This window comes from Streptomyces sp. AC550_RSS872 (assembly GCF_019049285.1).
GTDB lineage: Bacteria > Actinomycetota > Actinomycetes > Streptomycetales > Streptomycetaceae > Streptomyces.
The window spans coordinates 75,935-91,465 of the sequence record NZ_JAGMUL010000002.1; the positions used below are offsets into that span (position 1 = coordinate 75,935).

Sequence of the window (15,531 nt, forward strand, 5' to 3'; positions counted from 1 at the left end):
GCAAGTCTTCTGGCCGACGGCTGGTCGAGGTCGTGGCCGGCATCTCCACTGCGGCCTCCGCCGCAGCCTCAACTCCCCGGCGACACCGGCCTCCCGGCCCCCGTCAGTGCCGCACCCGGCACCCCCGTCAGTCCTGCCACTTGTCCTCGTCATTGGACGTCTTGCGGCGCCATCCCCGGAACAGGCCCGGGTTGGTGCGCGCCGCCTGGACCACGTTGATGCCGACGATGCCGATCCAGCTGACGAGCAGGCCGCGCAGGCCGGCGACGCCGCCGCCGATGGCGGACAGGGGGATGGCCACGACGAGGGAGACGATGCCGAAGCCGAAGCGCTCGCCGAAGGAGTCCGTCGACTTCGGCGACCGCGTGCCCCGGGCCGCCACCATCTGCTGCTCGGCCAGCTGCCGCCGCAGCCGGCGTTCGACCGCCCCGTCGATGCGCTGGTCGACCTTCTCCATGAACGAGTCGACCAGCGCGGACTCGTAGTCGTCGCCCAGTTCCCTGCGGGCTTGCAGGGTGGCGTTGAGTTCCTTCTTGAGCTCGGTGTCCCGCGCGTCCATTCCGGTCATGCGATCCACCGTAGGGAGCCTGGGCGAGCGCCGCACTGGGGCTAGCCCCCCTGTTCGGCGGGGGTGCACGGCAGGGCGCCGCTACTTCACCAGCCCGTGGTCCTTCGCGTATGCGTTCGCCACGTCCTCGGGGTCCTTCTTGTCCTTGTCGACCTGCCGGTTCAGCTCGGTGAGCTGGGCGGTGGTCAGGGTGTTGCCGAGACGGGCGAGGGCCCTGCGGACCGTGGAGTCGGCCTTGCGGTCGGCGATGAGGGGGACGACGTGCTGGCCGGGGATGAGGTTCTTGGGGTCGGTCAGGACCACCCAGTCGTTGGCCTGGATGTCGGTGTCGGTGGTGAAGAGGTTCGCCACGTCCACGTCGCCCTTCTTCAGAGCGCCCTTGACCAGCGGACCGGAGGAGTCCAGTGACTTGAACTCCTTGAACTCGACCCCGTAGACGTCCTTCAGGCCCACGGCACCGACCTCGCGTTTCTTCACTTCGGGCGCCGCCCCGATCACGAGCTTGCCGTTCTGCTTCTTCAGGTCGGCCAGGGAGGTCAGGCCGTACTTCTCGGCCGTCTCCCGGGTGACGACGAAGGCGTCCGAGTCCTCGGCCATGCCGTACGGCAGCACCTGGAGGCCGCTGGGCAGGGCGACGGTGAGGGCGTTCTGCATCTCGCCCTCCTCCGTCGCCGTCGACTTGGTGTCGAGGTAGTGCAGGAGAGCGCCCTGGTACTCGGGGAGCAGGTCGATGTCGCCGCCCTTGAGCGCGGGGATGAGGATCTCGCGGGTGCCGAGGTTGGGGCGGACGCTCACTTTCACGCCGGCCGCGTCGAGCACGGCGGCGTACAGGTACCCGAGCACCTGGTTCTCGGTGAAGTTGGCGGTGCCGATGGTGATGCCGCCCTTGCTGGAGCCGCCGCCGGAGCCGGAGGCCCCCTCGCCTTCGAGGGAGGTGATGCCGCTGGAGCAGGCGGCGAGGGCGGGGACGGAGGCGGCTGCGAAGAGGCCGCCGAGGAGCGTGCGTCGGTTCATCGAAAGTCCCTAGGCAGTGCGGTGGCGGAAGAGAAAGCGCTGGAGGCCGGAGAGGGCAAGGTCCAGGACCACGGCGACGACGGCGACCAGGACCGCGCCGCCCAGCACCTGCACGAGGTCGCGCTGGGCGAGGCCGTCGAAGACGTAGCGGCCGAGGCCGCCGAAGGAGACGTAGGCGGCGATCGTGGCCGTGGCCACGACCTGGATCAGTGCCAGGCGCAGGCCGGTCATGATCAGGGGGAGGGCGAGGGGGAGTTCCACCTGGAGGAGGACCTGGTGGCCGCGCATCCCCTGCCCGCGTGCCGCGTCCTTCACGTCCGGGTCGACGGCCGTCATCCCGGCGTAGGTGTTGGTGACGATCGCCGGGACCGCGAGGGCGACCAGGGCGACGTAGACCGGGAGCATGGACAGTCCGCCGGCCAGGAAGACCAGTACGACCAGGCCGACGGTCGGCAGGGCACGGCCGAAGGACGCGAGGTTGATCGCGAGGAAGGCGCCCTTGCCGGTGTGGCCGATCAGCAGGCCGAGGGGGAGGCCGATCGCGGCCGCGATGAGCGTGGCGAGGAGGGAGTACTGGAGGTGTTCGGCCAGGCGGTGCGCGATGCCGTCCGGGCCGGTCCACTGCTCGCTGCCGACCAGCCATGCGCCGAGGTTCTTGAAGAGTTCGTACATGTCAGGCTCGCCGCCTCCGCCAGGGGGTCAGGACGTACTGGAGGGCGACCAGCAGGGCGTCCGCGACCACGGCCAGGAGCAGCGTCAGGACCACTCCCGCGATCACCGGGGTCGGGAAGTTGCGCTGGAAGCCGTCGGTGAAGAGCTGGCCGAGGCCGCCGTCGCCGATGTAGGTCGCGACCGAGACCAGGGAGATGGACATGACGGTCGCGATCCGGACGCCCGCCATGATCACGGGGAGCGCGAGCGGGAACTCGACGGTGAGGAGCGTGCGCAGGGGGCGCGTGCCCATCGCCTTCGCGGCCTCCTTCACCTTCTCCGGGACCGAGTCCAGGCCCTCGACGGTGTTCCGGAGAAGGACCACCAGCGTGTAGACCGTCAGGCCGATCACCGTGGTGGTGCGGGTGAGGCCGGACACCGGGAGCAGCAGGACGAAGATCGCGATCGACGGGATCGTGAACAGGACGTTCGACAGGCCGAGCAGGAAGCCGCGCAGGGGGCGGATCCGGTGGGCGATCACCGCGAGGGGGAGGGAGATCAGGACGCCGAGGAAGACGGCGGTGAGCGCGGCCTGGAGGTGGGAGAGCGTCAGGGCGGTGAGGTCGTCGGTGTGGTCGCCTATCCACGACCAGTCGATGGTCATGCGGCCACCTCGGGTGCCGCGTGGGAGCGGGCCTGCGTGTGCGCCTGGCCCGCGTGCTCGTGGATGTCGTCGCGGGAGGAGACGCCGGTGAGGACGCCGTCGGCGTCGACGCGGGCGATCAGGCCGGTGGGGGAGGCGATGGACTCGTCGAGCGCCGCCAGGAGCGAGTCGCCGTCCTTCAGTGGTCGTACGGGGATCTCGGTTTCCTTCGACGCCCAGTGCAGGGGCTTGTTCGCCGCGTCCAGCACCAGGCTCCAGTGGCCGCCCTCCGGCGCCGGGCCCTGCGGCACGTCCGTGAGGGTCCGCAGGCTCAGCAGCTTCAGGCCGCGCTCGGCGCCGAGGAAGCCGGCCACGAAGTCGTCGGCGGGGCGGGCGAGCAGTTCGACGGGCGGGGCGCACTGGACGAGGTGGCCGCCGGTGCGGAAGATCGCGATCTGGTCGCCGAGCCGTACGGCCTCGTCCACGTCGTGCGTGACGAAGACGATGGTCTTGCTCAACTCCGTTTGCAGGCGCAGGAGTTCGTCCTGGAGCTGGGTGCGGACGACGGGGTCGACCGCGCCGAACGGCTCGTCCATCAGCAGGACGGGCGGGTCGGCGGCGAGCGCGCGGGCGACGCCTACGCGCTGCTGCTGGCCGCCGGAGAGCTGGTGCGGGTAGCGCTTGCCGGCGTCGGCCGTGAGACCGACGGTCTCCAGGAGCTCCGCCGCCCGGGTGCGGGCCTTGCGGCGGCTCCAGCCGAGCAGCAGCGGCACGGTGGCGATGTTGTCGAGGACCGTGCGGTGCGGGAACAGGCCTGCCTGCTGGATGACGTAGCCGATGGAGCGGCGCAGTTCGGCGGCGTCCTGGCGGGTGACGTCCGTGCCGCCGACCCGGATGGTGCCGGAGGTCGGCTCGATCATCCGGTTGATCATCCGCAGGGTGGTCGTCTTGCCGCAACCGGAGGATCCGACCAGGACGGTCACGCCGCCCTCCGGCATGTCCAGGGAGAGATCGTGGACTGCTGTCGTGCCGTTGGGGAAGCGCTTGTGGACCGCGTCGAACTGGATCATGAGATGTCCCTTGCCCGGCTGTATAACGTCATGCAGAGTTCTTGGTAGCTGAATAGGTTGTCAACGGGTTGGTGTAAATCCGAAGTAACGGATGACTGGAGAGCGAGATCTGATGTCAGGGTTGAGGGGAGTTTGGGCTTGATGTCGTCTCGGATCGTGGACATGCCGGGTGCCGTGTCGACCGGGCATACCGGTCTGGTCGTCCTCGACGGGATCGGGCTCGGCGTCGAGGACGTCGTCCGCCTCGCCGACGGGGCCGCGCGGCCGGTGCCCGCGACCGACGCGATGAAGTGCGCCGAGGAGTCCTGGGACGCGGCCCGTCTCATCGCCGCCACCGGCCGGGTCTACGGCCGCTCCACCGGCGTGGGCGCGAACCGGAACGAGGACGTGCCCACCGACACCGCCGCCGAACACGGCCTGCGCCTGCTGCGCAGCCACGCCGGCGCCATCGGCGAGGAACTGCCCGCCCGGCAGGTGCGGGCCATGCTCGCCGTACGCGCCAACCAGCTGCTGGCCGGGGGTGCCGGCCTGCGGCCCACCGTCATCACCGCCCTGTGCGAGGCGCTGGAGAGCGGCGCCCATCCGGTCGTGAACGAGTTCGGCTCGGTCGGCACCGGAGACCTCGCGGCGCTGGCCCAGACCGGCCTCGCGCTGGCCGGCGAGCATCCCTGGCGCGGCTCCGGGGCGCCCGAGTCGCAGCCGCTCGACAACAACGACGCCCTCGCGTTCATCAGCAGCAACGCCCTCACCCTCGGACAGTCCGCCCTCGCCCTGCACGAACTGCGCGGCCTCGTCGCCGCCACCCAGGTCGTCGCCGCCCTGTCACTGCTCGCCGTCGACGGCTCCCACGAGGCGTACGCCGCCCCCGTGCACACCGCCCGGCCGCACCGGGGCAGCACCGAGGTCGCCCGTCGGATGCGGGAGTTGATCGGCGCAGAGGACCGGCCGACCCCGCCGCTGGGCCGGATCCAGGACCCGTACGGCTTCCGTTGTCTGCCCCAGATCCACGGCCCGGCGCACGACGCGGCCGACGCCCTGGAGGAGGTGCTCGCGGTCGAGATCAACGCCGCCGCCGAGAACCCCCTCATCTCCCCCGAGGACATGGCCGCCTACCACCACGGCGGCTTCTACCAGGCCCAACTCGCCCTCGCCCTGGACCACTTCAGGCTGGCCCTGACCCAGGTGGCCCGGCTCTCCACGTCCCGGCTGTCCACCCTGAACGAGCCCGCCTACACCCGCCTCAAGCCCTTCCTCGCCGACCCCGAGCCCGCCTCGTCCGGCGTGATGATCCTGGAGTACGCCGCCGCTGCCGCCCTCGGCGACCTGCGCGCCTTCTCCGCCCCCGCCTCGCTCGGGCACGCTGTACTCTCCCGGGGCGTGGAGGAGCAGGCCAGCTTCGCCTCGCTCGCCGCACGGCAGACACTGCGCGTGTGCGGCGCGTACCGTCTCGTCGTCGGCTGTGAACTCGTCGCCGCCGTACGGGCGTTGCGCCTGCGCGACCTTGGACCCGACCCGGAGCTTCCGGTGGGCCGGGCGCTTGCGCTGGCCGAGTCGGTGCTCGACGACGACCTGGCCGACCGGCCGCTCACCGATGATGTGACGGCGGCGGCAGCACTGCTGGACCGGTTCACGGACATCTGGAGGGGGAGCGCGGGATGAGCGCGGACAGGAACACGAGTGGGGTGGCGCATGCGGCGGACAGCCCCGCCGCGCGGCTCCAGGCGCTCTTCGAGGGGCACCGGCTCACCCCGACCCAGCGGCGCATCGCGCACAGCATGGTGCGGCGGGCCGCCGACGTGCCGTTCCTGTCCAGCGTGGAGCTGGCCGAACTCGCCGGGGTCAGCCAGCCCTCCGTGACCCGCTTCGCCGTCGCCCTCGGCTTCGACGGCTACCCGGCGCTGCGCAAGCACCTGCGCGAGGTCGCGCCCGTGGAACAGGCGGTCGACGCCGGCTCGTACAACGAGTACCAGCAGGCCGTCGAGGCCGAGATCGAGAACCTCAGGCATCTGGCGGAGGTGCTGGCCGATCCGCGGCCGGTGCAGAGGGCCGGGCGCGTGCTCTCGGCCTCGCGCCCGCTGCCCGTGCTCGGCCTGCGCGCGGCCGCCTCCCAGGCGTACGGCTTCTCGTACTTCGCCGCCAAGGTCCACCCGGACGTACGGCTGCTGCACGAGGGCGGCACGATGATCCACGACCGGATCGACGCCGCCGTACGGGCCGGCGCGAGCGCCCTGCTCTGCTTCGCGCTGCCCCGGCATCCGCGCGAGGTCGTGGACACCCTCGCCTACGCCAAGGAGGCCGGGCTGACGGTGGTGACCGTGGCCGACTCCGCCTTCGCGCCGGTCGCCAAGGTCTCCGACCTGCTGCTGCCCGCGGCCGTCGGGACGGGCCTCGCCTTCGACACGGCCTGTGCGCCGATGCTGCTGGGCCGGGTCCTGCTGGAGGCGATGTGCGACGACCTGCCGGACGCGCAGGCGCGGCTGGAGGAGTTCGATGCGCGGGCGGCCACGCGGGGGTTGTTCGTCGAGTGAGTCCTTGAGTGCCGGGCAGGTCCTTAAGACTCGTCTCACGTTTCTTCACTAACCTGCCCGCCCGAGAGCACTGTGCCGTGACGATGAGGAGGCGGAACGTGGCACGCGCAGGAGGGCATGGCCTGGCTCGGGTGGCCGTCGTCGTACGGGCCGGGTCGGCGCCGCTTTGGTGGCTCGGGGTACTCGCGGCGGGCATCGGCGTACTGGCGCCGGGGGCCACGGGCCGCAGGATCGGCGTCATGGCCGGCGCCGTGCTGTTCATCGTCGCGGCGGCCGTCGTCGCCTGCGCCCGCCGTAAGCGCTACACCGCCCTGATCCGCTCGGCCGCCCGCGCCGGCAAGCACGACGTGCTCCAGGACCGTGCGGTCGCCGGCCGCAACTGGCGCCGGGGTCACCGCTGGTGGCTGCTGCTCGCCTTCCTCGCCGCGCTGGGCAGCGCGTTCGCCGTGCCCGCGGCGGGCGGCATGCTGCTGGCCGGGTGCGGGGCGGGGCTGCGGCTCAAGGCGGCGTGGCTCGGACGGCGGGAGCAGGCCGAGAACGCCCTGCTGTGGGTGCGGGTCGACTGGCTCGACCGACGGGGCGGCCGGCCCGCGGGCAAGGCGGTCAGGGCCTGGCGCAGTACGGGCATCGCCGCGGGCGACGCGGCCCCGGGCGGGAGCCGCCGCCGCACCGCGGCGCTGGTGTAGCCGGCCCTTCCGGCCGGAGTGCCTCAGACCTCCAGTTCCTCCTCGATCTTCTTCAGCTGGTGCCGGGCCATCGCCAGGTTGGCCCGCTTGGCGTCGAGGACCAGGTACAGGAAGAGGCCGTTGCCGCCGCGCCCGGTGATCAGCCGGATCAGGTGGTACTGGTCGGTCAGCGTGATCAGGATGTCCTCGATGCCGCCCTTGAGGCCGAGGTGCTCCATCGTGCGCATCTTGGCGCGGACGACGTCGGTGTTGCCGGCGGCGGCGACATTGAGGTCGAAGGTCTTGCTGCCGCCCAGCGTGCCCAGGGCCATCCCGCTGGTGTAGTCGACGAGCGCGGCCCCGGTCGCGCCCTCGATCGAGGCGAGGCATTCCTTCAGGGTGGTCTCGGTGTTGGCCATGACGTGTGGTCCTCTCAACTCTCGGTGGTGGTGCGCGCGTCGGCGGTGGTGGTGCGTGCGGAACGCGCGGTCTTCGTGCGGGTGGGCATGGGTTTGGCGGGCTCCCTTGCGGGGCTCTTGGCAGGACTCCGGCGCACCGGGGTCGCCTTCGCGTCGACGAGCTCTCCGACGCGGGCCCCGGCGCGGCGGCCCTCGAGATGCAGCCGGCCGACGTTGACGCCGTCCGTGGCCAGCAGCGTCAGCACGGCGGTACGGCCTGCCGCGTACGTCGCCACATAGCCGTCCGCCCCGCGGACGAGCAGTTCGCGGAAGTCGCCCCGGCCGGTCGCGTCCGCCACCCGCACCGCGACGCCGAGCGCGGCGGCGGTCAGGGCGGCGAGACCGTCCGGTTCGACGCCGGGGGTGTCGTGGGCGAGGACGAGGCCGTCCACGCCGGCCGCGAGCGCCCCGGTCAGCTGGGGCACGCGGGCTCTGAGCCGACGGAACTCTTCGAGTATCGGGGCCTCGGCCGCCATCAGGTCTCTCCTCTCGGCACGGGACCGCTGCGGCGGGCGAGGCGCCCCGGCCGGCTCGCGGTCCTTGACGGGCCCGCGCGCCTCGAAGGGCCTGCGGTCGTCGAACGGTTTGCGGTCAAAGGGCCTCCAGCGCATCCCTGACCCTCTTCAGCAGCGCGACATAGGGGTCGGCGGCGGCGTCGTCGGGCGGGGGGTCCGGGGCGGGCGGCGGCTGTGGGGCGACCAGCCCCGCCGCGGCCAGCCGCCTTATGTGCACCAGCGTGTGGAACGCCGGTCTGCCCAGCTCCCGCGCGATGTCCACGGCCCTGCGCACGCCGTCCACCTGCCGCAGTACGGCGGCCTGCCGGGTCGGCACCGTGGGGGCCGCGACCGGGTCGGCGCGGAGCAGGGGTGCGCCGTCCGTCGCCGGGTCGGGCCAGATGCGGCGCAGCAGGGCACGGCGCCGCAGCATCTCGCGCTCCAGCGCGGCGACCGGCACGGGATGCACCGAGGCGAGCCAGTGCGCGCTGCCGTAGCGGAAGCGGCCCGGCGTACTGCTCGGTGCCAGGGCGAAGTACGCGGCGTCGTACAGCGCGCTGACCTGCGCCAGCTCCAGCACGCCCGGCGTGACCCCGTACCGCACGAGCCGCCCCTCGTCCTCGCTGTCCTCGGCGTCGCGCCAGGCCTCGGCGGCGAGGGTGCCGTGGGCCGTGAGGAGCTCGGCGAGGCCGGGGGCGAGCGGGCTCTCGGCGTGCACCACCCGGCCCCCGGCGAGATGGAGCGTGCCGTGCTCGCGGTCCAGGACACCGGTGGCCCGCTCCTCGGCGAGCCGGGTCAGCATCGGCGAGACACCGACGCCGACCCGCTGGTGTGCCGTCGCCCGGTCCCGGACCGGAAGCCGCGGTGGCGGGGTGGTTCCGACCACGGTCATCCCAGCACCAGCCGTTCGGCCATCTCGCCGAGCCGGATACGGGCCAGCGCGAGATTGCCGTCCGCGCGGGCCAGCCACAGGTACAGGAACACGCTGCTGTCGAAGGACGTCGGCACGAACCGGAGCACGTGGTAGCTGTCCCGGTTGCTGAGGATCAGGTCCTCGACGGGCGGATCCGGGGCGTCGGTGCCGTTCCCCGGGCCGAACGCCTGCTGCTCGGCTGCCAGCCGCGCCAGCTCCGCCGCCTCGGCCGCCGCCGTCTCGTGGTCGCCGCCCGGAGGATCGCCCACCGTGCCCAGGGCCAGCCCGCTCGTCCAGTCGACCAGCGCGGCGCCCCGCGCACCGGGCAACCGCATCGTCTCCAGCAAGCACTCGTCGATTCCGGGCACCGTCGCTCCCCTCCCGCCTCGGGGTCCGGCTGAGTGACGGCCAAACTACGCAACGTGTGTGCGGCGAGTGAGCGTTCGGGCATTTTCCAGTGGAACATGCGCCGAGTGACTAGGGTGGGTCAACTGACCCTGTTTTCGCGTGACTTGATCGCGTATGGACTATGGCTCCGGCTCGGCCTGCGTCAACGGCGCTTCGGCGTGGTCAGGGTGGTGAGCGAGGCCGCGTGCGCCCCTCCGGATTCGGCCACGATCTCGTCGAGCGACTGCGCCTCGCGGACCGTAGCGAAGGCGATGCCCCCGGCCCCGTCCGGCATGAAGCCGTAGATGCCGGGCCGGGCCAGGGAGTTGTACGCGTAGTGGTGCGCGAAGTAGTACGCCCCCGTGTCCAGTGCCGCGGCGTAGTCCCCCTGCTCCAGCAGCGGCAGCGCGGCCCCCTCGGCCAGCAGATCGCCCGAGAAACAGGCCGGCCCCGCCACGTCCTGCACCACGGCCGGCCCCTCCTTCGGCCGCCCCTTGCCGTCGTACGCGCCGATCCGCAGCGGCCAGCTCCCCGGCGCGTACACCGTCCGCGTGGCGACCTGCACACCCGCGTGCGTCACCGCCACCGGACGCCCGCCCGCGCTCTTGGCGTACTCGACCCGCGCCACGACCGTCCCGTGCTTCGCGAGCAGCGAGCGCCCGAACTCCGTGACCAGCCCGTAGCGCCCGTCGAACAGACCCGGCACCGCCTCGCCCAGCAGCCGCGCGTACTGCGCGTACGTCGGGCTGGTGGCGTCCGACGCGAAGTTCACCGGCAGCCCGCCGCCGATGTCGAGCGTGTCGATCTGCCGCCGCCCGATCCGGCGGTTGATCTCCTCGGCGAGCGCGTACGCAGCCGCGACCCCCTGTGCCATCAGGGACAGCGGGATGCCCTGCGAGCCGGTGTGCGCATGCAGCCGGGTCAGCCAGGGGCGGTCCTGATATGCCCGTACGACCCACTCCCGCGCCCCCTCGTCGCGCAGCGCCACCCCGAACTTCGACGTCGCCGTGGCCGTGGACGTCGCCTCGATGGAACCACCGCCGACCTGTGGATTCACCCGGATTCCGAGCGGCGAGCGGCTCGTGGCCAGGGGGGTACCTCCCACGCCTTTCGGGCTGTGGGGGAGCATCAGAGCGTCGATACGGTCCAGCTCCTGCGGGTTGTCCGCGTTGACGGCGATACCCAGCGCCAGCGCCTCCCGCAGCTCGGCCGGTGTCTTGGCGGGCGAGTCCAGCACCGTCATCTCGGGGCGCAGCCCCGCCGCCCGCGCCAACGCCAGCTCACCCGGGCTCGCCACCTCCGCGCCGATGCCCTCCTCGCGCAGCAACCGCAGCACCGGCACCAGCGGGGTCGCCTTCACCGCGAAGGCGTGCAGCACGGGCGTGCCCGGCGCCACCACCGCGTCGAACGCCGCCCGCAGCGCCGCCGCCGACTCCCGGATGCCGGTGACGTCCAGCAGGCCGACGATGGGGGAGCCGGGGGCCAGCAGCCCCTGCTCCACCGCCGCCCGCACGGCCTCGTCCCGCCGGGCCACCCGGTCGGCGTCCTGCGCAGGTGTCCCGAGACCGTTGCCCACTGCCCTGCCCGGCGCGTCGCCCAGTCCGCTGTCCACGTCATCCCCCGTCGTGTCGTCGTACGAGCCCATGTATCCAGCCAAACATCCGTGAGGCGCGAGCGCTGGCCCCCGCATGTATTGACTAGCTCTATTCAGCGGTTCAGGATGTGAATATCCACCTCAACAGTTCGCAGTCACAGTCCGCTGGGAGGCAGACCATGTCAGGACCCCGCCCCGTACGAGCGCCGCGCGGTACGGAACTGAGTGCCCTGGGATGGCAGCAGGAAGCCGCCCTGCGGATGCTCCAGAACAACCTCGACCCCGAGGTCGCCGAGCACCCCGACAAGCTCGTCGTCTACGGCGGCACCGGCAAGGCGGCCCGCGACTGGCGCTCCTTCGACGCCATGGTCCGCACGCTGAGGACCCTCAAGCAGGACGAGACCATGCTGGTCCAGTCCGGCCGCCCCGTCGGCGTCATGCAGACCCACGAGTGGGCCCCGCGCGTCCTCATCGCCAACTCCAACCTCGTCGGCGACTGGGCCAACTGGGAGGAGTTCCGCCGCCTGGAGGCCCTCGGCCTCACCATGTACGGCCAGATGACCGCCGGCTCCTGGATCTACATCGGCACCCAGGGCATCCTCCAGGGCACGTACGAGACCTTCGCCGCCGTCGCCGCGAAGAAGTTCGACGGCACACTGGCGGGGACGATCACGCTGACCGCCGGGCTCGGCGGCATGGGCGGCGCCCAGCCGCTCGCCGTCACCATGAACGACGGCGTCGCGATCTGTATCGACTGCGACCCCCGCGCCATCGAACGCCGCATCGAGCACCGCTACCTGGACGTGAAGGCCGATTCCCTGGACCACGCCCTCCAGCTGGCCGTCGAGGCCCGTGACGCCCGCCGCCCCCTCTCCATCGGCGTCCTCGGCAACGCCGCCGAGCTGGTCCCGCAGCTCCTCGCCATGGGCGCCCCCATCGACATCGTCACCGACCAGACCTCGGCCCACGACCCGCTGGCGTACCTGCCGCTGGGCATCGCCTTCGAGGACATGGCCGATGCCGCCGCCAAGGACCCGGCGGGCTTCACCACCAGGGCCCGCGAGGCGATGGCCCAGCACGTCGAGGCCATGGTCGGCTTCATGGACGCCGGCGCCGAGGTCTTCGATTACGGCAACTCGATCCGCGGAGAGGCCCAACTCGCCGGGTACGAGCGGGCGTTCGCCTTCCCCGGCTTCGTGCCCGCCTACATCCGCCCCCTGTTCTGCGAAGGCAAGGGCCCCTTCCGCTGGGCGGCCCTGTCCGGCGACCCCGCCGACATCGCCAGGACCGACAAGGCGATCCTCGACCTCTTCCCGGAGAACGAGTCCCTGGCCCGCTGGATCAAGATGGCCGGCGAGCGGGTGCACTTCCAAGGCCTGCCCGCGCGCATCTGCTGGCTCGGCTACGGCGAGCGGGACAAGGCGGGCGAGCGGTTCAACGACATGGTGGCGAGCGGTGAGCTGGCCGCGCCGCTGGCGATCGGGCGCGACCACCTCGACTGCGGTTCCGTCGCCTCGCCCTACCGCGAGACCGAGGCCATGCTCGACGGGTCCGACGCGATTGCCGACTGGCCGCTGCTGAACGCCATGGTGAACGTGGCTTCGGGTGCCTCCTGGGTGTCCCTTCACCACGGCGGTGGTGTAGGCATGGGCCGGTCCATTCACGCCGGTCAGGTGACGGTGGCCGACGGTACGAAGCTGGGTGGGGAGAAGATCCGGCGGGTCCTCACCAACGACCCCGGTATGGGCGTCATCCGGCACGTGGACGCGGGGTACGACATCGCGGAGTCGGTCGCCGATGAGCGGGGCGTGCGGGTTCCTATGCGCGAGGGTGACGACGCGTGACGCAGCACGACAGTGGGCGTGGCAGCTCGTTCCTGGAAATGTGGCGCGAGCTGCTCCCCATCGGGCGCCACGCCGACTCCCACGGCTACCGTCGTTTCGCCTGGACGGGGGCCGATCTCGACTGCCGGGCCTGGTTCAAGGAGCAGGCCGAAGCCCGCGGGCTCGCCTACGAGGTCGACCGGAACGGGAACCAGTGGGCCTGGCTCGGAGACCCCGCCGCCGGGGACGCCGTCGTCACCGGGTCGCATCTCGACTCCGTGCCGGACGGGGGTGCCTTCGACGGGCCTCTCGGAGTGGTGTCGTCCTTCGCCGCGCTCGATGAACTGCGGGGCCGGGGCGCGGACTTCACCAAGCCGCTCGCCATCGTCAACTTCGGTGACGAAGAGGGCGCCCGGTTCGGGCTCGCCTGTGTCGGGTCCCGGCTCGCCGCCGGGCAGCTCACCGTCGAGAACGCCCACAAGCTGACCGACGGGGACGGGGTCAGCCTGCCCCGGGCCATGGAGGCCGCGGGGTACGACCCGGACACCATCGGCGCCGATCCGCAGCGGCTCGACCGTATCGGTGCCTTCGTCGAGCTGCATGTCGAGCAGGGGCGGGCCCTGGACCTGTCCGGCGACCGGGTCGGCATCGCCAGCGCCATCTGGCCGCACGGCCGGTGGCGGTTCGACTTCCGGGGTGAGGCCAACCATGCGGGGACCACACGGCTCGTGGACCGGCGCGACCCCATGCTCGCCTATGCCGAGACCGTGCTCGCCGCCCGGCGGGAGGCGCAACTCGCCGGTGCCGTCGCCACCTTCGGCAAGATCTCCGTCGAGCCGAACGGCGTCAACGCCATCCCCTCCCTGGTGCGCGGCTGGCTCGACTCCCGTGCCGAGTACCAGGCGAGCCTCGACGCCGTCGTCGGCGGCATCGAGAAGGCCGCCCGGGATTACGCGGCGGCCCACGGCATCGACCTCGACATCATCCGTGAGTCCTTCACGCCCGTCGTCGAGTTCGACCACGCCCTGCGCGACGAACTGGGCCGCATCCTCGGCAAGGACACCGGCATCACCGTCCCCGTCCTGGGTACCGGCGCCGGACACGACGCCGGAATCCTCTCCGGGAGCATCCCGACGGCCATGCTGTTCGTACGCAACCCCACGGGCGTCTCGCACTCCCCGGCCGAGTTCGCCACCGAGGACGACTGCGTGGCCGGAGTCATCGCCCTCGCCGACGTACTGGAAGGACTGGCCTGCACTTGACTGCTCTCCTTCCCTGACGGGAGGAGATTCCTGGCTCAGGCTGCTTCCTGGAGCAGCGCTCCAGGAGGTCTTACGCCCTCGACACCAGCCGGGTTCAGACCAGCCCGGACGAGCATCACGCGGGCGGAGTTTTTTATCCCTCGGGGATATGGCTCCGCACGTGGTGCAGGTGTATGTACGTTCTGAAAGAGGAAGTGCGTGCTTGGTTCTCGCTCCGCACGATGCGCAGTCCATGGTGGTGTGCGCGGGATGCACGAGGCGGACGACCCGCCCGTGCTTGCGGCCCATCTCTACGAGGGCTCGTTTTGTGGCGCTGATCGCGGCGTCAGCGGCCTTGCGCGCCATGGCGGTCTTGGCCAGGAACCTTGGCCGGAAGTCTTCCACGGCGATGGCGTCGTGGTCGCGCACAACCTTCTTGGCCCACTTACGGGCCGTGTCCTGCCGCTGTCGGGCGACCTTCTGGCATGTCTTCGCGCGCAGCCTCTTCGCCTCACGAAAGCCCTTCGAGGCCGTTTTGCCCTTGGCAGGTTTGCGGCGGGCCATCATCCGGTCGTACCGGGTCAGCTTTTCTCCGGCCTTCTTGCCGTGTTCGGCGTGTGGGAGGTCGTGGCTGTCGCTGGTGGTGGTCGCAGTTTCCTTGACACCCCAGTCCACACCAATCACCGCGCAGGTTTTGGGGAGTTGCTGGACTTCGGCGGGAACAACGAACGAGGCGTACCAATGGCCTACGCTATCGCGGTAAACGCGCATACTGGACGGCGCAGCGGGCAGCTGTCGCGACCACACCAGGGTCAGGACGATGCCGCCCGTGAGGTGCAGGCGGTCGTCCTTGAGCCGGAAGCCGCGCCGTGTGTAATTGAGCGTCGGGTTGGCCTCGTTCTTTTTCTTGTATCTCGGCATACCGGCCCGCTGGCGCTGCGGCAGACAGTCCTTGATGTCCTTCAGTGCCTTGGTGCGGGACTTGCCGAAGTCGCGAATGAGCTGCTGCTGCGGGACCGAGCTGCCCTGGGCCAGCCACGGCGTGGTGGTGCGGGCTTCGGTCAGCATCTTGTCCAACCTGGCAGGCCCGCACTCTTCCCCGTCGCGATGGGCCTTCTTCGAGCGGGCAACGCATTCGTTCCAGATCCACCGACAGCGGTCCCACTCGCCGAGCAGTGCCGAGTGGGCGGTCGACGACAGGCGAAGCCGATAGGTGTACCGAGCATGCCCGGTGCCCTCGGCCGCCTTTGGTGTCGTAATGACACCAAGCTGCCACTAAGATTCGAAGCATGGATCACGAAGTACGAATCACACTCAGGCTCCCCGGTGACCTTCACTCCTGGCTGGCCGCTCAGGCCAAGTCGGCCCGCAGGTCCCTCAACTCCGAGATTGTGTACCGCCTGGAGGACGAGCGCTCCGCTGCGGAGGCAGACGACGCGTCGCCCTCGTGATGTGCCTTTCGCTGCCCTGCTCCGCAGGAGT

At 71.3% G+C, this 15,531-nt stretch carries 16 protein-coding genes and 1 pseudogene; 6 read left to right on the plus strand and 11 right to left on the minus strand.

Going from position 1 to position 15,531, the window contains the following annotated elements; genetic code table 11:
- Window positions 1–127 precede the first annotated feature (127 nt).
- The 5 genes from KUM44_RS00420 to KUM44_RS00440 all read right to left on the minus strand — a co-directional run bounded on the left by KUM44_RS00420 (window position 128) and on the right by KUM44_RS00440 (window position 3,946).
- The gene (locus tag KUM44_RS00420; protein WP_217205317.1) at window positions 128–568 is read right to left on the minus strand and encodes a hypothetical protein; all 441 of its coding nucleotides are present in this window, start codon (window positions 566–568) and stop codon (window positions 128–130) included.
- Between the two features lie 81 nt (window positions 569–649).
- Window positions 650–1,582: an ABC transporter substrate-binding protein gene (locus KUM44_RS00425; protein ID WP_217205319.1), complete on the minus strand. Its 933-nt coding sequence runs from the start codon at window positions 1,580–1,582 to the stop codon at window positions 650–652.
- A 9-nt stretch (window positions 1,583–1,591) separates the two neighbouring features.
- Window positions 1,592–2,254 carry an ABC transporter permease gene (locus tag KUM44_RS00430; RefSeq protein ID WP_062722147.1) on the minus strand — a complete coding sequence of 221 codons (663 nt, stop codon included), beginning with the start codon at window positions 2,252–2,254 and terminating at the stop codon, window positions 1,592–1,594.
- Window position 2,255: 1 nt separating this feature from the next.
- The gene (locus tag KUM44_RS00435; protein ID WP_217205320.1) at window positions 2,256–2,897 is read right to left on the minus strand and encodes an ABC transporter permease; all 642 of its coding nucleotides are present in this window, start codon (window positions 2,895–2,897) and stop codon (window positions 2,256–2,258) included.
- Window positions 2,894–3,946 carry an ABC transporter ATP-binding protein gene (locus KUM44_RS00440; protein WP_217205322.1) on the minus strand — a complete coding sequence of 351 codons (1,053 nt, stop codon included), beginning with the start codon at window positions 3,944–3,946 and terminating at the stop codon, window positions 2,894–2,896. Before KUM44_RS00440 ends, KUM44_RS00435 begins: the two co-directional genes overlap by 4 nt.
- Before the next feature lie 141 nt (window positions 3,947–4,087).
- On the opposite strand from KUM44_RS00440, the gene KUM44_RS00445 reads away from it, so the two are divergent.
- The 3 genes from KUM44_RS00445 (at window position 4,088) to KUM44_RS00455 (ending at window position 7,160) form a co-directional block, all read left to right on the plus strand.
- Complete coding sequence (locus KUM44_RS00445; RefSeq protein WP_217205324.1) at window positions 4,088–5,605, plus strand: aromatic amino acid ammonia-lyase; 1,518 nt, start codon at window positions 4,088–4,090, stop codon at window positions 5,603–5,605.
- Window positions 5,602–6,474, plus strand: a complete 873-nt coding sequence (locus tag KUM44_RS00450) for a MurR/RpiR family transcriptional regulator (protein ID WP_217205325.1) — start codon at window positions 5,602–5,604, stop codon at window positions 6,472–6,474. Before KUM44_RS00445 ends, KUM44_RS00450 begins: the two co-directional genes overlap by 4 nt.
- An 83-nt stretch (window positions 6,475–6,557) precedes the next feature.
- Window positions 6,558–7,160 (plus strand): hypothetical protein, encoded by a 603-nt coding sequence (locus KUM44_RS00455; protein ID WP_217205370.1) that lies wholly within the window; start codon window positions 6,558–6,560, stop codon window positions 7,158–7,160.
- Window positions 7,161–7,183: 23 nt separating this feature from the next.
- On the opposite strand, the gene KUM44_RS00460 is transcribed toward KUM44_RS00455, so the two are convergent.
- The 5 genes from KUM44_RS00460 to KUM44_RS00480 all read right to left on the minus strand — a co-directional run bounded on the left by KUM44_RS00460 (window position 7,184) and on the right by KUM44_RS00480 (window position 11,036).
- Window positions 7,184–7,558, minus strand: a complete 375-nt coding sequence (locus KUM44_RS00460; protein WP_217205327.1) for a hypothetical protein — start codon at window positions 7,556–7,558, stop codon at window positions 7,184–7,186.
- Between the two features lie 14 nt (window positions 7,559–7,572).
- Window positions 7,573–8,073: a roadblock/LC7 domain-containing protein gene (locus KUM44_RS00465; RefSeq protein ID WP_217205332.1), complete on the minus strand. Its 501-nt coding sequence runs from the start codon at window positions 8,071–8,073 to the stop codon at window positions 7,573–7,575.
- Window positions 8,074–8,188: 115 nt separating this feature from the next.
- The gene (locus KUM44_RS00470; RefSeq protein WP_217205333.1) at window positions 8,189–8,983 is read right to left on the minus strand and encodes a transcriptional regulator; all 795 of its coding nucleotides are present in this window, start codon (window positions 8,981–8,983) and stop codon (window positions 8,189–8,191) included.
- Window positions 8,980–9,372 (minus strand): hypothetical protein, encoded by a 393-nt coding sequence (locus KUM44_RS00475; protein ID WP_217205335.1) that lies wholly within the window; start codon window positions 9,370–9,372, stop codon window positions 8,980–8,982. The genes KUM44_RS00470 and KUM44_RS00475 overlap by 4 nt, the downstream gene beginning before the upstream one ends.
- A 182-nt stretch (window positions 9,373–9,554) precedes the next feature.
- Window positions 9,555–11,036, minus strand: a complete 1,482-nt coding sequence (locus tag KUM44_RS00480; RefSeq protein WP_254388835.1) for a diaminopimelate decarboxylase — start codon at window positions 11,034–11,036, stop codon at window positions 9,555–9,557.
- Window positions 11,037–11,164: 128 nt separating this feature from the next.
- On the opposite strand from KUM44_RS00480, the gene hutU reads away from it, so the two are divergent.
- Window positions 11,165–12,829, plus strand: coding sequence for a urocanate hydratase (hutU, locus tag KUM44_RS00485; protein WP_217205337.1), 1,665 nt, complete (start codon window positions 11,165–11,167; stop codon window positions 12,827–12,829).
- Between the two features lie 38 nt (window positions 12,830–12,867).
- Complete coding sequence (locus KUM44_RS00490; RefSeq protein WP_217205375.1) at window positions 12,868–14,070, plus strand: allantoate amidohydrolase; 1,203 nt, start codon at window positions 12,868–12,870, stop codon at window positions 14,068–14,070.
- Between the two features lie 35 nt (window positions 14,071–14,105).
- Here KUM44_RS00490 and KUM44_RS00495 read toward each other — a convergent pair.
- Window positions 14,106–15,309: pseudogene (locus KUM44_RS00495) on the minus strand (RNA-guided endonuclease InsQ/TnpB family protein).
- A gap of 29 nt (window positions 15,310–15,338) precedes the next feature.
- Between KUM44_RS00495 and KUM44_RS00500 the strand changes: the two are divergent.
- Window positions 15,339–15,500: an Arc family DNA-binding protein gene (locus KUM44_RS00500; RefSeq protein ID WP_217205339.1), complete on the plus strand. Its 162-nt coding sequence runs from the start codon at window positions 15,339–15,341 to the stop codon at window positions 15,498–15,500.
- Window positions 15,501–15,531 lie beyond the last annotated feature (31 nt).